The organism is Mesorhizobium sp. WSM4814, assembly GCF_055811595.1.
In genome coordinates this window covers 223,820-241,637 of the sequence record NZ_JBVVQT010000007.1, presented here as the reverse complement: position 1 = coordinate 241,637, position 17,818 = coordinate 223,820, and the positions used below count along the sequence as shown (strand labels likewise).

Here is a 17,818-nt window from a genome sequence, read left to right as displayed (position 1 = left end):
TCATGTCGGCAAAGCACCCCATCATCACCATCACCGGGTCGTCAGGCGCCGGCACCACCTCGGTCAAGCGCATCTTCGAGCTGATCTTCCGGCGCGAGAACATCGACGCCGCCTTCATCGAAGGCGACGCCTTTCACCGCTACGACCGCACCACGATGAAGGTCAAGGTGGCGGAGGAGGAGAAGGCGGGCAATCCGAACTTCACCCACTTCCATGCCGAGGCCAACGAGCTCGCAATCCTCGAAGAGGTGTTTGAGGAATATGGCCGCCGCGGAACCGGAAAGACCCGCACCTACATCCATGACGAGGACGAGGAGAAGCAGTACGGCACGCCGCCCGGACAATTCACCGAATGGCGCGAATTCCCGCCGAGCGACCTGCTCTTCTACGAGGGCCTGCATGGCTGCGTCGTCACCGACAAGATAGACCTGGCCAGGCATGCCGACCTCAGGATCGGCGTGGTGCCGGTCATCAATCTCGAATGGATCCAGAAGATCCATCGCGACCGGGCAACCCGCGGCTATTCCACCGAGGCGGTGATGGACGTCATCCTGCGCCGCATGCCGGACTATGTCCGCTACATCGTCCCGCAATTCTCGCAGACCGCCATCAACTTCCAGCGTGTGCCGATCGTCGACACGTCAAACCCATTCATCGCGCGCTGGATCCCGACGCCCGACGAATCGATGCTGGTCATCCGCTTCGCCAATCCCCGCGGCATCGATTTCCCCTACCTGCTTTCGATGATCCACGACTCGTTCATGTCGCGGCCGAATTCCATAGTGGTGCCAGGCAACAAGCTCGATCTTGCCATGCAGCTGATCCTGACGCCGCTCATCCTGCAATTGATCGAACGCAAGAACCGTGTGTCGTGAGGAGGACGCCATGAACAGCCAAGCAGCAGCCCTGAAGCCCGTCGCCGCCGTCTCGGAGCGCGACATGGCGAACGCCATTCGCGCACTGGCGATGGACAGCGTCCAAAAGGCCAATTCCGGTCATCCGGGCATGCCGATGGGCATGGCCGACGTTGCGACGGTGCTGTTCAGCCGCTTCATCAACATCGATCCGTCGGCGCCCAACTGGCCCGATCGCGACCGCTTCGTGCTTTCGGCCGGGCACGGCTCGATGCTGCAATATGCGCTGCACTACCTGCTCGGCTACGAAGACATGCCGATCGAGCAATTGCAGCGGTTTCGCCAGTTGGGCAGCCGCACCGCCGGACATCCCGAATATGGCCATGCGCTTGGCATCGAGACGACGACCGGTCCGCTTGGACAAGGCATCTCGACCGCCGTCGGCATGGCGCTGGCCGAGCGCATGCTGGCTGCCCGCCACGGCGCCGATCTCGTCGATCATTTCACCTACGCGATCGCCGGCGACGGCTGCCTGCAGGAAGGCATCAGCCACGAGGCGATCGACCTTGCCGGTCACCTGAAGCTCGCCCGGCTGATCATCTTCTGGGACGACAATGCGATCTCGATCGACGGACCGACGTCGCTGTCGACATCGATGGACCAGCCGGCACGGTTCGAAGCCGCCGGATGGCATGTGCAGTCGGTGGACGGCCACGACACGGAAGCCGTCGCTGCGGCAATCGAAGCGGCGCAGCAGTCGGACCGACCGTCACTGATCGCCTGCCGAACGGTGATCGGCAAGGGCGCGCCCAATTTGGGCGGCTCGGAAAAGACGCATGGCGCGCCGCTGGGCGATGCCGAGATCGCCGCGACGCGCGAGAACATCGGCTGGGCCTGCGCGCCGTTCGAGATGCCGGACGACATCCTTTTCGCCTGGCGCGAAATTGCCGAGCGCGGGCAAGCGGCGCGGCACGCCTGGGAGCAGCGGTTTGCCGCCTCGCCGCAGCGCCAGGCCTTCGAGAGTGCGGTCGCCGGCACCCTGCCCGACGCGGTCTTCGAAGCGCTCGCCGCTTTCCGCAAGGAGCATGTCGAAAAGGCGACCAAGGTCGCAACGCGAAAAGCCTCCGAGATGGCGCTCGGCGCCATCAACGCCGAAACCGAGCTGACCGTCGGCGGCTCCGCCGATCTGACGCACTCGAACCTGACGATCACCAAGGGCATGGATCGCATAGCGCCTGGTGCCTATGCCGGCCGCTACATCCACTACGGCATCCGCGAGCACGGCATGGCTGCGGCCATGAACGGCATCGCGCTGCATGGCGGCTTCGTGCCTTATGGCGGCACCTTCCTGTGCTTCGCCGACTATGCCCGCGGCGCGATGCGGCTCTCGGCGCTGATGGGCCAGCGCGTCATCTATGTGATGACCCATGATTCCATCGGTCTCGGCGAGGACGGCCCGACCCATCAGCCGATCGAGCACCTGGCGATGCTGCGGGCAACGCCCAACCTCAACGTCTTCCGTCCGGCCGACATCATCGAAACGGCGGAGTGCTGGGAACTGGCGCTGAAGAGCAAGAACCGGCCGAGCGTGCTGGTGCTCTCGCGCCAGAACCTGCCGATGCTGCGCCAGGCACACAGCGACGAGAACCGGTCGAGCCAGGGCGCCTACATCCTGCGCGAGCCGGCCGGACACCGCGCCGTGACGCTGATCGCCACCGGCTCGGAGGTCGAGATCGCCGTTGCCGCCGCCGAACGGCTGGAGACCGAGCACGGCATCGCCGCCGCCGTCGTCTCGATGCCGTGCTGGGAGCTGTTCGAGGAACAGGATGCCGACACCCGCAAGGCGGTCCTCGGCTCGGCGCCGCGCGTCGCCGTCGAAGCCGCAGCACGGCTCGGCTGGGACCGCTGGATCGGCGACACCGGTGCTTTCGTCGGCATGGCCGGTTTCGGCGCCAGCGCCCCTGCCCCGGATCTCTACCGGCATTTTGACATCACGCCCGAAGCCGTCGCCGCAGCGGCGCTGAAGCTCATCATCTAGGAAGGACCCCAAAATGGCCCGCATCACCCTTCGCCAGCTTCTCGACCATGCCGCCGAGCACGGCTATGGCGTTCCGGCATTCAACATCAACAACATGGAACAGGGCCTTGCCATCATGGAGGCGGCCAGGGCCTGCGACGCACCGGTCATCATCCAGGCCTCGCGCGGCGCCCGCTCCTATGCCAACGACATCATGCTGGCCAAGATGATGGAGGCGTTGACCGAAATGCATCCGGCCATTCCGCTCTGCATCCATCAGGACCACGGCAACAACGAAGCCACCTGCCTTTCGGCGATCCGCCACGGCTTCACCTCGGTGATGATGGACGGCTCGTTGGTGGCGGACGCCAAGACGCCGGCGAGCTATGACTACAACGTCGCCATCACCGAACGTGTCGCACGCATGGCGCATTGGGTCGGCGCTTCCGTCGAAGGCGAGCTTGGCGTGCTCGGCTCGCTGGAAACCGGCCAGGGCGAGGCCGAGGACGGGCATGGCGCCGAAGGCGCGCTTTCCCACGACCAGCTTTTGACCGATCCCGATCAGGCGGTCGACTTCGTCACCGCCACCCGGGTCGACGCGCTGGCGATCGCCTGCGGCACTTCGCACGGCGCCTACAAATTCAGCCGCAAGCCCGACGGCGGCATCCTCGCCATGCAGGTGATCGAGGCGATCCACGAAAAGCTGCCCAACACGCATCTGGTCATGCATGGCTCTTCCTCGGTGCCGCAGGAACTGCAGGACGTCATCAACCGATATGGCGGCGAGATGCCCCAGACCTTTGGGGTTCCGGTCGAGGAGATCGAGCGCGGCATCCGTTACGGCGTGCGCAAGGTAAACATCGACACCGATTGCCGCATGGCCATGGCCGGGCAGTTCCGCCGCGTCGCGACGGAGGACCCGCGCGAATTCGATCCGCGCAAATTCCTGAAACCCGCCATGGATGCCCTGCGCGACCTTTGCCGCGATCGCTTCGAGCGCTTCGGCACCGCGGGCAACGCCTCGAAGATCAGGGTCATCGCCATGGACGAGATGGCCAAACGTTATGCCGCGGGAAAACTCGACCCGCAAATCGCAACCGCGAAAGCCGCCTGAGCGGCAAACAGGAGACCTGTCATGAACAAGATCGACATGCCGTCAGCTGGCACGCTCAAGGAAGGCAAGGAACGCTACAAGTCGGGCGTCATCCCCTACAAGAAGATGGGCTACTGGGAGCCGGATTACCGGCCCAAGGAGACCGACCTGATCGCCATGTTTCGGATCACGCCGCAGCCAGGCGTCGACCACGAGGAGGCGGCGGCCGCCATCGCCGGTGAATCCTCCACCGCGACGTGGACGGTGGTGTGGACCGACAGGCTGACCGCCTGCGAACTCTACCGCGCCAAGGCGTTCAGATCCGAGCCGGTACCGAACACCGGTCCCGGCACCAAGACCGAGCAGCAGTACTTCGCCTACATCGCCTACGACCTCGACCTGTTCGAGCCGGGCTCAATCGCCAACCTGACCGCATCGATCATCGGCAACGTGTTCGGCTTCAAGGCAGTCAAGGCCTTGCGGCTCGAGGACATGCGCATCCCGGTGGCTTACCTGAAGACCTTCCAGGGCCCGGCGACCGGCATCGTGGTGGAACGCGAGCGGCTCGACAAGTTCGGCCGGCCGCTGCTCGGCGCGACGACGAAGCCGAAGCTTGGCCTGTCAGGCCGCAACTATGGCCGCGTCGTCTACGAGGCGCTGAAGGGTGGCCTCGACTTCGTCAAGGACGACGAGAACATCAACTCGCAGCCGTTCATGCACTGGCGCGACCGCTTCCTCTACTGCATGGAGGCCGTGAACAAGGCGTCGGCCGCCACCGGCGAAGTCAAGGGCCATTATCTCAACGTCACCGCCGGCACGATGGAGGAGATGTACGAGCGCGCCGAATTCGCAAAACAGCTTGGCTCCTGCATCGTCATGATCGACCTGGTCATCGGCTACACGGCGATCCAGTCGATGGCCAAATGGGCACGCCGCAACGACATGATCCTGCACCTGCACCGCGCCGGCAACTCGACCTATTCGCGCCAGAAGAACCACGGCATGAATTTTCGCGTCATCTGCAAATGGATGCGGATGGCCGGCGTCGACCACATCCATGCCGGTACCGTTGTCGGCAAGCTGGAAGGCGACCCGCTGATGATCAAGGGTTTCTATGACACGCTGCGCGAGGAGCGCACGCCGCAGAACCTCGAAACCGGGCTGTTCTTCGACCAGGACTGGGCCTCGCTCAACAAGGTGATGCCCGTCGCCTCGGGTGGCATCCATGCCGGCCAGATGCACCAGCTGATCCATTATCTCGGCGAGGACGTCGTCCTGCAGTTCGGCGGCGGCACGATCGGCCATCCGGACGGCATCCAGGCCGGCGCGACGGCCAATCGCGTCGCCTTGGAAGCGATGATCCTCGCCCGCAACGAGGGTCGCGACTATCTGCGCGAAGGCACCAAAATCCTCGAACAGGCGGCCAGATGGTGCACGCCGCTGAAGGCGGCCCTGGAGACCTGGAAGGACGTCACCTTCAACTACGAATCGACTGACACGGCCGACTTCGTGCCAACCGCAACGCCCAGCTTCTAGACGAAAGGAACCGTCGCCATGATGACCAATCCGGGAAACAAGGTCACGCAGGGACAGTTTTCGTTCCTGCCCGACCTGACCGATGAGCAGATTTCGGCGCAGATCAAATACGCGTTGAAAAACCACTGGGCGGTCAGCGTCGAGTACACTGACGATCCGCATCCGCGAAACACCTATTGGGAAATGTACGGCAACCCGATGTTCGACCTGAAGGACCCGGCGGGCATCCTGCTTGAAGTCAACAATTGCCGGAAAGCCATGCCCAACATGTATGTCCGGGTCACTGCCTTCGATTCGAGCAAGGGCTGGGAAGCGCCGCGCATGTCGTTCATCGTCAACCGGCCGCCCAACGAACCCGGGTTCCGGCTGCTGCGCCAGGAGCGCGACGGCCGCAGCCAGGGCTATTCGATCGTGCCTTATGCGACCGACAGGCCCGAAGGCGAGCGGAGCTAGCCGAAACCATGCTGGACGCGATAGCAAAGGGCACTGCCGCGCCGGACGAATCGGTCGATCTGCAGGCCGAGTTCGAGGCGTCCAACATCGATGAGGTGCTGGGCAAGCTCGACCGCGAACTCGTTGGCCTGAAGCCCATCAAGACCCGCATCCGCGAGATCGCGGCGCTGCTCCTGGTCGACCGGCTTCGCCGCAAGTTCGGCCTGACCTCGGGCGCGCCGACCCTGCACATGAACTTCACCGGAAACCCCGGCACCGGAAAGACCACCGTGGCGCTCAGGATGGCCGAAATCCTGCATCGTCTCGGCTATGTCCGCGAGGGCCACATGGTCGCAGTGACGCGAGACGATCTCGTCGGCCAGTATGTCGGCCACACCGCGCCCAAAACCCGCGAAGTGATCAAGCGCGCCATGGGTGGGGTGCTTTTCATCGACGAGGCCTACTATCTCTACAAGCCCGAGAACGAACGTGACTACGGCCAGGAATCGATCGAGATCCTGCTGCAATGCATGGAAAACAACCGTGACGACCTGGTTGTGATTCTTGCCGGTTACAAGGACAAGATGGACCGCTTCTTCAACAGCAATCCCGGCATGCGCTCGCGCATCGCCCACCACCTCGACTTTCCCGACTACGGCGTCGGCGAGCTCAAATCGATCGCCGAGATCATGCTGGCGGAACAGAATTATCGTCTCAGCGAGGCGGCGGCCAAGGCGCTCGAAGAGTACCTGCCGATCCGCATGCGGCTGCCGCATTTCTCCAACGCTCGCTCGGTCCGCAATGGGCTCGACCGGGCGCGGCTTCGCCAGGCCAACCGGCTTTTCACGTCGCGCGACCGGGTGTTGACGAAGGCCGACCTTATCACCATTGAGGAATCCGATATTCGCGGCAGCCGCGTGTTCGCGGAAGGCAAGCTCGAAGGCGAACCGGAGACGAGGGCGCGCTGACACGATGACGCCGGTTGGTGTGCAGCGACCGGAAACCGAAGACGGAATGGAGCCGACGACCATGGGTACCAAGACAATCATCGCCCCCTCGGTGCTTTCTGCGGATTTCTCGCGGCTCGGCGACGAGGTCGAAGCAGTCGTCCGGGCGGGCGCCGACTGGATCCATCTCGACGTGATGGACGGTCATTTCGTGCCCAACATCACCTTCGGTCCGCCGGTGATCAAGGCGATCCGCGATCGAACCGACAAGGTCTTCGACTGTCACCTGATGATTGCGCCGGCCGACGCCTATCTCGCCGCCTTCGCCGATGCCGGCTGCGACATCATCACCGTGCATGCCGAGGCCGGGCCGCATCTCGACCGTTCGCTGCAGGCGATCAGGAATCTCGGCAAGAAGGCCGGCGTGTCGCTGAACCCGTCGACGCCGGAAAGCGTCATCGAATATGTGCTCGACCGGCTCGATCTGGTGCTTCTGATGACGGTCAATCCGGGTTTCGGCGGCCAGGCTTTCATTCCGGCGGTCGTCGACAAGGTCAGGCGGGTCAAGGCGCTGATCGGCGATCGCCCGATCGACATCGAGATCGACGGCGGCATCACCCCCGAGACCGCCCCGCTGGTCAGCGCGGCCGGCGCCAATGTGCTGGTCGCCGGCTCGGCTATCTTCAAGGGCGGCAGCGAGGCGGCCTATCGCGCCAATATCGGCGCCATCAGGCAGGCAGCCGACGGCGCGATCCGGAAAGCCGCGTAAAACCATTTCATCGGAGGACAACATGGGGGCAATCCCACCTGTCTGCGATTTCGGCTGGCAAGCCATCGATGCCGTCTTGCCCGGCGTCGACGGCAAATCGCATTCGATCTTCAGCCACGCCGGTCCGAACGGGCTGGTGGTGGCCTTCATCTGCAACCACTGCCCTTATGTGAAGGCGGTGATTTCACGCATCGTCCGCGATGCCAGCGACCTCAAGCCCGAAGGCATCGGCTTTGTCGCGATCAGCTCCAACGATGCCGACGCCTATCCGGATGATTCCTTCGACAACATGAAACTCTTCGCCAGGGCGAACGGCTTCACTTTCCCCTACCTCCACGACGAGCGCCAGACGGTGGCGCGTGCCTATGGAGCCGTTTGCACTCCGGATTTCTTCGGGTTCAACAGCGAATTGACGCTGCAATATCGCGGCCGGCTGGACGCGGCGCGGCGCGACGCTGGACCGCCGTCCGGACTAAGACGCGACCTTTTCGAGGCGATGAGGCAAATTGCACGAACCGGCGACGGACCGCTGGACCAGATCGCTTCGATCGGCTGCTCGATCAAGTGGAAGGACGCCGCATGAACGTCGGCATAAGTAGGCCGTTTCGATCGCCGAAGGCGATCCTGTTCGATCTCGACGGCACGCTGGTCGATTCGGCGCCCGATATAACCGCCGCGGTCAACGAGCTGCTGGCCGGTCGCGATCTGCCGCCGCTGCGCCTGGAACAGGTCAGGGCGATGATCGGCGGCGGCGTCAGGAAACTGGTCGAGCGAGCCTTCGCGGCATCCGGCGCGCCGCTCCTCGGCAGCGCCCTCGACGAGGCCAACCGTGCCATGGCGCCCATCTACCGCAGGCATCTGACCGGCCTGACGACGCTGATGCCCGGCGTCAGGGAGGTTCTCACCCACTTCCATTTGAGCGGAATAGCCATGGGCGTGGTGACCAACAAGCCGCAGCTGGCGGCTCGCGAAATCCTGCTGCATTTCGGGCTGACGGAGCATCTCGGCGCGATCGTCGGCGGAGACGCGGTGACTTGCCTGAAACCGGCGCCCGACGCTCTGCTGCTGGCGCTCGACCAGCTTCAGGTCGAGCCTCGTGACGCGCTGATGGTCGGAGACAGCGGCGCCGACGTGGCCGCCGCCCGCGCCGCCGGCATGCCGGCTATCCTGCTGCGTGGCGGCTACACCCAAATTGCCGTTGAAGCGCTTGGCGCCGACCTCGTTTGCGATGGCCTGCTCGATCTGCCTTCCGCCATGCGCAGGCTGCAAGACGCCGCTTGACCGGCGCCAACCAGTGCGGGCGCCGGCCGAACGCAGTTTGCGAACGGCCGGCGAAGTCGCGTTACTCCGGGGGATGAACCGGGTTACTTCCGGGGGAAGAACCGGGTTATTTCCTGCGGAAAAACCGGGTTATTTCCTGCGAAAAACCGGGTTATTTCCTGCGGAAAAACCGGGTTATTTGGAGTATTGCTTCAGATAGGCGATGACGTTGGCAAGATCCTCGTCCTTCTTGAGGCCGGGAAACGCCATCTTCGTACCCTTGATCATGCCCTTCGGGTCGCGAAGATAATTCGTCAGCGTGGCTTCGTCCCATTTGACGCCGGATTTGCCCGCCTCGGCCATCGGTTTGGAATATTTGAACCCCGGATGCGTGCCGGCCGTCCGGCCGATGACGCCGCTCAACGACGGGCCGATCTTGTTCTTGTCCTCGTCGACGACGTGGCAGGCCTTGCACTTGGCGAAGACCTTCTCACCCGCGGCGGCATCCTGTGCCTGCGATTGGTTTGTAATAAACGTCGCAACGGACACGACGGCGAAAAATGCGACTGCACGCATGGCATTTCCTCATTGATCGTCAAGGTGCCCTGGACGACTAGCGCATGCCTTTGTCTGATCATCGGCATGCATCGTTTTATGCAGAGCGAAAACGTCTCCCTTGTGGAGTTGCAGCGCCTGCACCCTGGAAGCTACCCGGCCGATGAGCGATGTCAACCGCTACCCAAGTTCAAGGCAGTCGCTTCGGGTTTGCGCTGCCTTCCAGCGTTGAAGGCTGGCGAAAGCCGAAGCGACATCCAATCTCCCCCCTTGCGGGGGAGATGTCCGGCAGGACAGAGGGGGGTGGGAAGGATCGCCAACTTTCGGCTTTATCCATCCCAACCGGAAATCAGCCTGAGGGTGTGGCTGTAATTGATCGACAGGTCGGAGGGACAGCACCCCCCTCTGCCCTGCCGGGCATCTCCCCCGCAAGGGGGAGATCGGCAGCTTCACCCACGGCGCGATTGACGGCCATCGGGCGAGCGCGTAGCCTCAAACCATTCCGGTTTTCCATGGGCACCTCGGGACTCCGGCAGTTGGCGATTTCGTCCAGGCTCGCGGATCGGGCCGGATCTCGTCAAAGCGGGCGTCTTCAAGCGCGCAAGAGGTGCTGAATGGATATGGTCGACCTCATCTTGACGGTTTGCCTGATTGCCAATCCGGGCAATTGCCGAGACGAACATCTCTATTTCGAGAGCCGCGGCTCTCTGTTCCAATGCATGATGCTGGCGCCCACCGAAATCGCGAAATGGTCGCAGGAACACCCGACCCTCAAGGTCAAGCGCTGGAAATGCGCTTTGCCGAACAAAGACCGTGCGATCTGATCGGCGCCCCGGCCCGTTACGGCCCCGGGAGGAGACATCATCATGATTTCGCGTCGAGGAACGCTCCGGCTGGCGGCTCTTGGAACAGCCGCGGCACTTGTCCCAAAGCCCTCCTTCGCCACGAACAGGATTCGCATCGGTGTGCTGAAATTCGGCACCGTGAGCTGGGCGCTTGACACGCTGAAGCACCACAGATTCGACACAGCCAACGGCATCGATCTGGAGGTCGTCGATTTCGCCGGCGAGGATGCAACCAACGTCGCCTTGCTGGCCGGCGCGATCGACATGATCGTCTCCGACTGGCTGTGGGTCTCGCGCCAGCGCTCCGAAGGCGTCGACCTCACATTGGTCCCCTATTCGACCGCCGTCGGGGCGATCATGGTGAAGGAGGGAGCGCCGATCCGCACGATCACCGATCTCAGGGGAAAAAAGCTCGGCGTCGCCGGCGGACCTCTCGACAAAAGCTGGCTGCTGATCCAGGCGCTGGCCAGACGCGATCACGGCCTCGACCTGCCGGCAACCAGCGACATCGTCTTTGGCGCGCCGCCGCTGATTTCGGAAAAGGCGATGCAGGGCGAGCTCGATGCGGTGCTCAATTTCTGGCATTTCTGCGCCCGCCTCGAGGCCAACGGCTTTCGTCGCCTGATCGGCGCCGATGCTGCGGCGAAAGCGCTCGGTGCCTCAGGCGCCGTATCGGCGCTCGGCTATGTTTTTCATGACAAATGGGCGAACGAACATCCGGACGCTATCGCGGGCTTCATCAAGGCTTCGGCGCAGTCCAAGGACTTGCTGGCCCGATCCGACGACGAGTGGCTGCGCCTTGCGCCTGATATCCGCGCGCAAGGCGAGGAACTGGCAAAACTGCGTAACCGCTACCGCGAAGGCATTCCCAGACGCCCGGTCGCCGAGGATGCGGCCGACGCCGGCAAGCTCTATCGTGTGCTGGCCGAGATCGGCGGCGAAAAGCTGGTCGGCCGCGCGCCCGAGATGGCGCCCGGCACGTTCTGGCAGGTACCCCCGCAATGAGCGCACCTGACACCGGCGATCGCCCGCCTGGCGCTGCGGCCGGCATGTCCAGCCAATCCGGCCTGGCAGCGGCGCTGACACCGGTGCTGACGGTCGCGGCCTCTCTGCTCGGGCTTGGCCTGCTGTGGGGCCTTGCGGCAAATGCCTGGCCGAGCCGTGCCTTTCCAGGGCCGGGACAGGTCTGGCAGGTACTGCTCGCAGAGGCGGCGAACGGCGATCTTTTCTACCATCTCGGCGCGACGCTCGGCCGGGTTGCCGCGGCATATGTCGTCGCTATGGTCGTTGGCTCGGTCATCGGCGTCCTCCTCGGCAGCCACCGCAGCGCAGACCGGTTCTTCGCTCCCTGGGTGGTTCTGTTCCTCAACATTCCCGCGCTGGTGGTCATCGTGCTTGCCTACATCTGGTTCGGCCTCAACGAAGCGGCGGCGATTGGCGCGGTTGCCGTCAACAAGATCCCGAATGTCGTGGTGACGATGCGCGAGGGCGCCAGGGCGCTTGATCCGAGTTACGCCGAAATGGCCGCCGTCTACCGCTTCGGTCTCCTCGACCGCGCTCGCCATGTCCTGCTGCCGCAACTGCAGCCCTATCTTGCCGCCGCCTCACGATCCGGCATCGCTCTCATCTGGAAGATCGTCCTGGTGGTCGAACTGCTCGGCCGCTCCAACGGCGTCGGCTTCCAGATCTATCTTTATTTCCAGCTCTTCGACGTCGCCGCCATACTTGCCTACACCCTGGCTTTCGTGGCGGTGATGCTTGTCATCGAACTCCTTCTGGTGCAGCCCGTTGAACGACATGCAACCCGTTGGCGCCGTCGTCCCGCTTAGGGTCGACATCGCCGAAAAGACTTTCAGGTCCACGCAAGGCGTCTCGATCACGGCGCTCCAGGACCTTTCCTTCGAGGTCCGGCAAGGCGAATTCGCCTGCTTGCTGGGGCCGTCCGGCTGCGGCAAGACCACGACGCTGCGCATCCTGCTTGGGTTGGACAAGGACTTTTCCGGCTCGTTCCAGCTGCCTGAAGGCGGCTCCGACCGGATCGCCGCCGTGTTCCAGGAGCCGGTCTTGCTGCCGTGGCGGACGGTGGAGCAGAATGTCAGGCTGGCGCTGCCGAAAAGCCTGAGGACGAAGAACCTCGACGGGCTGTTCGACACGCTCGGCCTCGCCGGCATGCGCGCGCTCTATCCGGCGGAGCTTTCGCTCGGCCTTGCCCGCAGGGCAGCGCTTGCCAGGGCCTTCGCCACCGAACCGGCGGTGCTGTTCCTGGACGAACCCTTTGCCTCACTCGACGAACGGACCGCCGAGCGGCTTCGGCACCTGCTTTTGACCGTGTGGTCGGCGCGGCCCACGACCGCCCTGATGGTAACCCACAATCTGCGCGAGGCCCTGATGCTGTCGGACCGCATCATCGTGCTCGCGCAGCGGCCGGCGCATGTGCTCGGCATGTTCGACGTAAGGCTGCCGCGGCACTATCGCAATCCACAGGTGATGAGCGACCTTTTACGGTCGTTCCAGCAAAAATTTCCGGGCGTGGCCTGATCGCCTTACAGTTCGGAACCATATCGGGAGGAAGCCATGCCGATCGACAGGATACGACGCAAGCTTGTGAACGGCTTCGCCTGCACCGCGGTCAGCGCCGCGATGCTGCCCTGTTGCCTCGGGCGGGCCGCTCTCGCCGCAGCCTATGGCCTTGAATTCAAGCTCAGGAAAGTCGCCGACGGCGTCTTCGCGTTCCAGGGCGTCGATGAATTGATGAGCGCCGCCAACCAGGGCGCGATCTCCAACCTCGGCGTCGTCGTCGGCGCCGACGCCGTCGCCGTCATCGACAGCGGCGGCAGCCTGATCGAGGCGAACGCCCTCATCGCCGAAATAGGCAAGATAAGCGCCAAGCCGGTCCGCTACCTGATCAACACCCACATGCACCCCGACCATGTCTTCGGCAACGCGGCGTTCCGGCAGATCGGCGCCACCATCGTCGGCCACCACAATCTGCCGCGCGCCCTCGAGGCGCGCGGCGCCTTCTACCTGCAGAACTTTCGCGAACAGATCGGCGACGCGCTCATCAAAGGGATCGAGATCATACCGCCGACGATGCTGGTCGACGATCGCCTGCAGCTCGACCTCGGCGGGCGCGTGCTCGAATTGCAGGCATGGAAGGCGGCTCACACCGACAACGACCTGACCGTCTTCGACAGCGCGACGCGCACGCTGTTTGCCGGCGATCTGGTTTTCATCGGTTCCTTGCCGACGCTCGACGGATCGCTGCTCGGCTGGCTCCGCCAGATGGATGGGCTCGCCGCGATTGGCGCCACGCGCGTCGTGCCGGGTCACGGCCCGGTGCCGGCCGACTGGCCGCAGGCGCTGATGGCAGAGCGGCGCTATTTCGAAATTCTGGCGCGCGATATTCGCAAGGCGATCGCCGACGGGACGCCGCTCCGCGACGCCGTCAAGACCGCCGGCGCAAGCGAACGGAGCAATTGGCAGCTGTTCGACGACTACAACGAGCGCAATGCAACAGCCGCCTTTGCCGAACTCGAATGGGAATAGGTCACAGCGACGAGCGCTGGACGTGGTGGATCGATTTGCCAAACGCATCCTCAAGGGTCTATCCTCGACATTGGCCTGGGCACCACCTCTCTGACATTGGTGGAGGCATCGAAATGCAGAACCACGCTTACCGGAGCCGGCAGCTCGGCTTGCCGCTCGCAGCCATCTTCGCCGCGATCATCCTGGCCATCGGCGCGCTCTTTGGCGCCTCCGGAGCCGCCAACGCCCAGCAAACAACCGCCTCTTCGGACAGGATCTGGCAGGATATGAAAGGCGACGTGTTCGGCGATCGGGCAATTCTGGTCGATAGCGGCGTCGTCAGGATCGAGGCGCCGAAGCGGGCGCAGGATGCCGCCATCGTGCCCGTCGACATCTATATCGACCCGGCCAAGGCGCCCGCCGGCATCAAATCCGTCACCTTGATCATCGACGTCAATCCAGCGCCGGTAGCGGCGACGTTCGAGATCGGCAAGGACGCCGGTGTGACACATCTGTCGACGCGCGTGCGCGTCGACGACTATTCCTATCTGCGTGCCATAGCAGAGACGCAGGGCGGCGAGCTTCACATGGCCCAGACCTTCGTCAAGGCGTCAGGCGGATGCTCCGCCCCGGCGCTCAAGAACCAGGACGAAGCGATGGCAACGATGGGGCAGATGAAGCTGCGCCAATTCCCGCCGCAAGAGACGATGACAAAGGCGCAGGAATTGCAGCTGATGATCCGCCACCCGAACAATTCGGGCCTGCAGCGCAACCCCTTGACCCAGTATTTCATCCCCGCGCATTTCGTTCAGAAACTGTCGGTCTCGCAGGCAGACCGGCTGATCCTGTCGATGGAAGGGGGGATATCGATTTCGGAAGATCCCAATTTCCGGTTCGATTTCACCGCGCACGGCACTGGCCAAATCCAGGTCGAAGCGATCGATACGGACGGCAAGGTATTTCGCAATCAATGGCCGCTGGAGGCTACGGGGCTTTGAAGCCTCGAAACCGTATGCAGCCGCCGTCGGCGGTCTTACACAGCGTCTAAAAGCAGCGCACGTCGGCTTCCGCCTGCGCGCGCTTCAGTCCCGTGCTTGCGGCTTTTGCCGGCGCGCTTTCGCGGAACAGTCCCGAACGCTCCCCTGTCGTCAGGGACATGCTCTTGAAGGTTTCGGCCCTTTCATAGTCCTCGAAGGGAAGGATCGAGGCGATGACGTCGATCGAGCAGGAACAGCTCTCCAGCGCCCGACGTGTCTGGCCATTCGTCTGCATGCAGCCGAGCACATAGTCGACAACCGTCACCGTCGGATAATCTGAGGCGGCGCCGGCCGGATTGGCGAAGGCCAGGGCCGACGTGAGCAACAGCGGCAAGCTCGAAAAGCCGACATATCTGATCATGGGGAACCTCCGATTGGCCCGGAACGTGACAGATCGAGCCCAATGGATCGAGACGGATCACCGCACCAGTTGGCCTCCTGTCGCCACGCCCGTCAAGTTCTCATGCAGGCCATATAGTACCAAAGGACAGGGCCGTCCCGGCCGGCAAAAGGCCTCCCCGACAGCACGAACATCGGCTCCGAATCCTGGTGCTGAGCTTGATTTCAGGTCTCCTCCACTATCGGCACCCGAAGCTACGCGCGCATACTTAAAATCATACGATCCAGCGAATATTCCCAAATAAAAATCAATACATTTTGCCCAAAAAATACGTAAAATTTAACCACTTATATAAATCGCGCTTCATCCACAGTCGATCAATAGCTTTCAGTCCGGATTTTTTCATATCTATTTCTCTATATTGCAGTGCAACATAGATGGAAGTGATTTTTCTTGCCTTCCTTCTGGGGATGACATAGCTTCATCCTGTTTCCGGCTTCAAGGGCGTCACCGTCAATTAGGGAGCGGCGACAGTCTTTCGTAGGCCAGGTGGGATGGGCAGTAACGGTGCCCTCTGCTCATTCGGCTTAGGTCGTGACACGCTGCCGGAAATACTTCCCCCACATGAATCGCTTGGGCAAGCCCTGGTGGGCTCAACGGACGATTCGTCATTGTGCACCCTGGGAGGACTTTGATGCGTGTATTAGCGAAAACTGCCTACCTACTAACGACCGCGGCGCTCATGTCGTTCGGCGCGGTCCACATGACGTCGGCCAATGAAGAACTGATGAAAATGGCCGAGAATCCCAAGGACTGGGTGATGCAGACGGGTGACTACGCCAACACCCGCTTTTCCAAGCTCAACCAGATTACCAAGGACAATGTGAAGAACCTGCAGGTCAAGTGGACCTTCTCCACTGGCGTGCTGCGCGGCCATGAAGGCGGGCCGCTGGTCATCGGCGATGTGATGTATGTCCACGCGCCGTTCCCGAACACCGTCTATGCTCTCGATCTCAAGGATGACGGAAAGATCCTCTGGAAATACGAGCCCAAGCAAGACCCGAATGTTATTGGCATCATGTGCTGCGACACGGTCAACCGTGGCGTCGCCTATGGTGACGGCAAGATCATCCTCAACCAGGCCGACACCACCGTCGTGGCGCTCGATGCCAAGTCCGGCAAAGTCGTCTGGACGGTCAAGAACGGCGATCAGATCGACGGCGGAAAGGGCGAATCCGGCACGTCGGCGCCTGTGGTCGTCAAGGACAAGGTTATCGTCGGCATCTCTGGCGCCGAATATGGTGTTCGCGGCCACCTCTCGGCCTACAATCTTTCGGATGGCAAGCTTGCCTGGCGGGCCTATTCGACGGGACCCGATGCAGAAACCCTGATCGATCCCGAAAAGACCACCCATCTCGGCAAACCAGTCGGCGCGGACTCGGGCACGAACACCTGGGAAGGCGAGCAGTGGAAGACCGGTGGCGGCACGACTTGGGGATGGTACGCCTATGATCCCAAGCTTAACCTGATCTACTACGGCACCGGCAATCCATCGACCTGGAACCCGGTCCAGAGGCCAGGCGACAATCGCTGGTCGATGACGATCATGGCTCGCGATGCGGATACCGGGATGGCCAAGTGGCTCTACCAGATGACCCCGCATGACGAGTGGGATTATGACGGCGTCAACGAGATGATCCTTGTCGACGGCATGGACATCAAGGGCGCCAAGCGCGATGTGCTGGTGCACTTCGACCGCAATGGCTTTGCCTACACCATGGATCGCGCCAATGGCGAGCTTCTCGTCGCCAAGAAATACGATCCGGCAGTGAACTGGGCGACGGAAGTCAACATGGACCCCAGCAGCGACCAGTACGGCCGCCCGCAGGTGGTCGCCAAATATTCGACCCAGCAGAACGGCGAAGACACCAACTCGACGGGCATCTGCCCGGCCGCGCTTGGAACCAAGGACCAGCAGCCGGCGACCTATTCGCCGAAGACCGGTCTGTTCTACGTGCCGACAAACCATGTCTGCATGGACTATGAGCCCTACAAGGTGAGCTACACCGCCGGTCAGCCTTACGTGGGCGCCACCGTGTCGATGTATCCTCCCCCCGGAGCCGACCACATGGGCAACTTCATTGCCTGGGATGCTGCCAAGGGCGAGATCGTCTGGTCCAAGCCCGAGAAGTTCTCGGTCTGGTCGGGCGCGCTGGCGACTGACGGCGACGTCGTCTTCTACGGCACGCTCGAGGGCTACATCAAGGCAGTCGATCATGACGGCAATGAACTCTACAAGTTCAAGACCCCGTCCGGCATCATCGGCAACATCACGGCCTACGAGCATGGCGGCAAGCAATACATCGCCGTTCTGTCCGGCGTCGGTGGATGGGCTGGTATCGGTCTGGCAGGTGGACTGCTTTCGCCCGAAAACGCCGCTGCCTGGCATGGCGCCGTCGATCAGGGCCGTGCGCAAGGCGACGAGGCTGCGGTCGTTGGGACTGCTGGTCTGGGCGCGGTCGGTGGCTACGCAGCACTTGCCGACTACACGACGCTGGGTGGCCAGCTCACCGTCTTCGGCCTCCCGGACTGATATACGGGAGCACGC

General features: G+C 62.8%; 18 protein-coding genes. 16 read left to right on the top strand and 2 right to left on the bottom strand.

From position 1 onward, the window contains the following. Positions 1–2 precede the first annotated feature (2 nt). The 9 genes from AC0L2V_RS14370 (at position 3) to gph (ending at position 8,929) form a co-directional block, all read left to right on the top strand. On the top strand, positions 3–875 hold the full coding sequence (locus AC0L2V_RS14370; protein ID WP_473520425.1) for a phosphoribulokinase: 873 nt from the start codon (positions 3–5) through the stop codon (positions 873–875). Positions 876–885: 10 nt separating this feature from the next. Further along, positions 886–2,892, top strand: a complete 2,007-nt coding sequence (gene tkt, locus AC0L2V_RS14365; protein ID WP_473520424.1) for a transketolase — start codon at positions 886–888, stop codon at positions 2,890–2,892. 13 nt (positions 2,893–2,905) lie between these two features. Further along, entirely contained in the window at positions 2,906–3,985 is a 1,080-nt protein-coding gene (fba, locus tag AC0L2V_RS14360; RefSeq protein ID WP_473520423.1) for a class II fructose-bisphosphate aldolase, read from the top strand. 21 nt (positions 3,986–4,006) lie between these two features. Beyond that, positions 4,007–5,500 carry a ribulose-bisphosphate carboxylase large subunit gene (locus AC0L2V_RS14355; protein WP_023797691.1) on the top strand — a complete coding sequence of 498 codons (1,494 nt, stop codon included), beginning with the start codon at positions 4,007–4,009 and terminating at the stop codon, positions 5,498–5,500. An 18-nt stretch (positions 5,501–5,518) separates the two neighbouring features. Then, positions 5,519–5,953 (top strand): ribulose bisphosphate carboxylase small subunit, encoded by a 435-nt coding sequence (locus AC0L2V_RS14350; protein WP_023797690.1) that lies wholly within the window; start codon positions 5,519–5,521, stop codon positions 5,951–5,953. Positions 5,954–5,961: 8 nt separating this feature from the next. Further along, on the top strand, positions 5,962–6,900 hold the full coding sequence (cbbX, locus tag AC0L2V_RS14345) for a CbbX protein (RefSeq protein ID WP_473520422.1): 939 nt from the start codon (positions 5,962–5,964) through the stop codon (positions 6,898–6,900). A 61-nt stretch (positions 6,901–6,961) separates the two neighbouring features. Then, a complete protein-coding gene (rpe, locus tag AC0L2V_RS14340; protein ID WP_473520421.1) occupies positions 6,962–7,648 on the top strand; it encodes a ribulose-phosphate 3-epimerase in 687 nt (228 codons plus the stop codon). A 22-nt stretch (positions 7,649–7,670) separates the two neighbouring features. After that, on the top strand, positions 7,671–8,231 hold the full coding sequence (locus AC0L2V_RS14335) for a thioredoxin family protein (RefSeq protein ID WP_473520420.1): 561 nt from the start codon (positions 7,671–7,673) through the stop codon (positions 8,229–8,231). Next, entirely contained in the window at positions 8,228–8,929 is a 702-nt protein-coding gene (gph, locus tag AC0L2V_RS14330; RefSeq protein ID WP_473520419.1) for a phosphoglycolate phosphatase, read from the top strand. Before AC0L2V_RS14335 ends, gph begins: the two co-directional genes overlap by 4 nt. A 174-nt stretch (positions 8,930–9,103) precedes the next feature. Here gph and AC0L2V_RS14325 read toward each other — a convergent pair whose 3' ends face one another. Beyond that, entirely contained in the window at positions 9,104–9,484 is a 381-nt protein-coding gene (locus AC0L2V_RS14325) for a c-type cytochrome (RefSeq protein ID WP_027151302.1), read from the bottom strand. Between the two features lie 593 nt (positions 9,485–10,077). Between AC0L2V_RS14325 and AC0L2V_RS14320 the strand changes: the two genes are divergently transcribed. The 6 genes from AC0L2V_RS14320 to AC0L2V_RS14295 all read left to right on the top strand — a co-directional run bounded on the left by AC0L2V_RS14320 (position 10,078) and on the right by AC0L2V_RS14295 (position 14,831). After that, positions 10,078–10,287, top strand: a complete 210-nt coding sequence (locus AC0L2V_RS14320) for a hypothetical protein (protein ID WP_023797684.1) — start codon at positions 10,078–10,080, stop codon at positions 10,285–10,287. A 42-nt stretch (positions 10,288–10,329) separates the two neighbouring features. Further along, on the top strand, positions 10,330–11,313 hold the full coding sequence (locus AC0L2V_RS14315; RefSeq protein ID WP_473520418.1) for an ABC transporter substrate-binding protein: 984 nt from the start codon (positions 10,330–10,332) through the stop codon (positions 11,311–11,313). Between the two features lie 44 nt (positions 11,314–11,357). After that, positions 11,358–12,137, top strand: coding sequence for an ABC transporter permease (locus AC0L2V_RS14310; RefSeq protein WP_473520447.1), 780 nt, complete (start codon positions 11,358–11,360; stop codon positions 12,135–12,137). Beyond that, complete coding sequence (locus tag AC0L2V_RS14305) at positions 12,106–12,846, top strand: ABC transporter ATP-binding protein (protein ID WP_473520446.1); 741 nt, start codon at positions 12,106–12,108, stop codon at positions 12,844–12,846. The genes AC0L2V_RS14310 and AC0L2V_RS14305 overlap by 32 nt, the downstream gene beginning before the upstream one ends. 36 nt (positions 12,847–12,882) lie before the next feature. Continuing rightward, positions 12,883–13,854 (top strand): quinoprotein relay system zinc metallohydrolase 2, encoded by a 972-nt coding sequence (locus AC0L2V_RS14300; RefSeq protein ID WP_473520417.1) that lies wholly within the window; start codon positions 12,883–12,885, stop codon positions 13,852–13,854. 113 nt (positions 13,855–13,967) lie between these two features. Continuing rightward, positions 13,968–14,831 carry a quinoprotein dehydrogenase-associated SoxYZ-like carrier gene (locus AC0L2V_RS14295; protein WP_091596815.1) on the top strand — a complete coding sequence of 288 codons (864 nt, stop codon included), beginning with the start codon at positions 13,968–13,970 and terminating at the stop codon, positions 14,829–14,831. 46 nt (positions 14,832–14,877) lie between these two features. Here AC0L2V_RS14295 and AC0L2V_RS14290 read toward each other — a convergent pair whose 3' ends face one another. Further along, a complete protein-coding gene (locus AC0L2V_RS14290) occupies positions 14,878–15,231 on the bottom strand; it encodes a hypothetical protein (RefSeq protein WP_023797678.1) in 354 nt (117 codons plus the stop codon). A gap of 673 nt (positions 15,232–15,904) precedes the next feature. Here AC0L2V_RS14290 and AC0L2V_RS14285 point away from each other — a divergent pair. Then, positions 15,905–17,803, top strand: coding sequence for a methanol/ethanol family PQQ-dependent dehydrogenase (locus tag AC0L2V_RS14285; protein WP_473520416.1), 1,899 nt, complete (start codon positions 15,905–15,907; stop codon positions 17,801–17,803). Positions 17,804–17,818 lie beyond the last annotated feature (15 nt).